The 1875-nt window shown below is 74.1% G+C and carries 2 protein-coding genes; both read left to right on the top strand.

What is annotated here, in order from left to right; all coding sequences use genetic code 11:
• Positions 1-1335, top strand: a 1335-nt coding sequence (locus M8J74_RS36340; RefSeq protein ID WP_505016716.1) for a serine/threonine kinase C-terminal domain-containing protein, incomplete at its 5' end; no start/stop codon positions are given.
• A gap of 140 nt (positions 1336-1475) precedes the next feature.
• Positions 1476-1875, top strand: a 400-nt coding sequence (locus M8J74_RS36335) for a protein kinase domain-containing protein (RefSeq protein ID WP_249840518.1), incomplete at its 3' end; no start/stop codon positions are given.

Here is a 1875-nt window from a genome sequence, read left to right as displayed (position 1 = left end):
GGCCTCCCCGCCCCCGGCACCCAACCCACGGCCCGCTGGGGCGACTTGGTCGCCGGCACCCCCGCCCCGCCCCGCGGTCCCGCCACCGCGGTGGCCGCGGAGCGGGCGCGGCAGGCCCGGATGGCCGTCGTCGGGCCGGTGACCGAGCGGTGGGCCCCCGAGCAGGCCGGTCCCGTGCACGAGAACTGGCAGCTCGCGGCGCCGATCGGGCCCGCGACCGACCTGTGGGGGCTCGGCGCGCTGCTCTTCAGGGCCGTCCAGGGGCATGCGCCCTACCCCGAGGAGTCGACGGCCGAACTGGTGCAGATGGTGTGCGCCGAGCCGCCCGCCTTCGCCGAGGAGTGCGGGCCGCTGCGGCCGGTCGTGGAGTCCCTGCTCCGTCAGGACCCCACCGAGCGGCTGGACTTCGAGGAGCTGCGCGGCTGGCTGCGCTCCCTGGTGCGCTCGGCGCCCGAGCCGGACGCCGGCACACACGTCGTCGCGGCGCCGCCCGCCGACGCCAGCCGGCTGCCCGTCATACGGCGGCGGGGCGAGCTGGTGCGCAGGCGCCGGGCCCAGCTGCCCGCGACCACGCACGGACGGCACAAGCGCGCCAAGGAACAGGCGGGCTCGCCCCGCAGACTGGGCCGCACGCTGCTGGTGCTGATCCTGCTCCTGCTGGCGGGCGCCATCGCCTACGCCATGCTGTTCATGCCCAAGGCGGGCGAGGACGGCGCCGCGGGCGGCGAGCGGACCGGAGCGGCCGGCAACGCGACCCCCGCGCCCGGACGTTCGGACCAGGGCGGCAGCCGGACCGGCCCGGAGCAGACCTCGCCCACCCCGAAGCCGAGCCCCTCCCGGTCGGCCGGCTCCACCGAGCCGCAGACCACCGACCCCGCCGTCGCCGCCGGATTCACCCTGCGCAAGGACCCCGAGGGCTTCCGGGTCGCGGTGGCCAAGGGCTGGTCGCGGGCGGGCAAGAACTCCTGGAACCAGGTGGTCTACTCCCAGGGCGACTTCCAGCTCATCGTGGTGCCCGGACGGGACGGCGCGGTGACCTACGGCAGCGACCCGATGGCCTACCAGCGGGACAAGGAGCACGAACTGCAGCCCTACCGCAGCTCCAGCTGGGCCACCGCGACCGGCCTGCGGACCATCACGGTGGGGACGCGGGTCATGGCGGAGGGGCAGTTCACCTGGACCGACGGCGGCGGACAGGACCTGTACGTGCGCAACCTCGCGATCCTCGTCGACGGGCGCTACCACGTGGTGCAGGTGCGCGGTCCGGAGTCCCAGCGGGACCAGGTGACGAAGCTGTACGAACAGGCCTACTCGACCTACACGTACACCGGTTGAGTCACCCTCCGTGACAGTCCGGTCGGTCACCGCAGCGCAACCGTCACAGTGGTGTCACCTTGCCACCCCCATGGTTCCGCGCGGGCGGGCCACTCCTTAGTCTGACCCTGTCAAGACCATTGCGGGGCAACGTGAATCAGATGCAGGGCCAGCTTGTCGCGGGCCGCTACCGGCTCGCCGACTCGATCGGCAGCGGCGGCATGGGCCGCGTGTGGCGCGCGCACGACGAGGTGCTCCACCGAGCTGTCGCCATCAAGGAGTTGACCGCCGCTCTCTACGTCTCCGAGAGCGACCGGGAGCGATTGCTCGCGCGTACGCGGGCGGAGGCGCGGGCGGCCGCCCGGATCAACCACTCCGCGGTCGTCACCGTGCACGACGTGCTCGAACACGACGGCCGGCCCTGGATCGTCATGGAGCTCGTCGAGGGCCACTCGCTCGCCGACGCGGTCAAGGAGCACGGGCGCGTGGAGCCTGCCGAGGCCGCGCGCATCGGACTGTGGGTGCTGCGGGCGCTGCGCGCCGCGCACTCCGCCGGGGTGC

The organism is Streptomyces panaciradicis (assembly GCF_023516615.1).
Lineage (GTDB): Bacteria > Actinomycetota > Actinomycetes > Streptomycetales > Streptomycetaceae > Streptomyces > Streptomyces panaciradicis.
The sequence above is the reverse complement of the archived record's forward strand: the minus strand, read 5'-3'. Positions and strand labels throughout refer to the sequence as shown.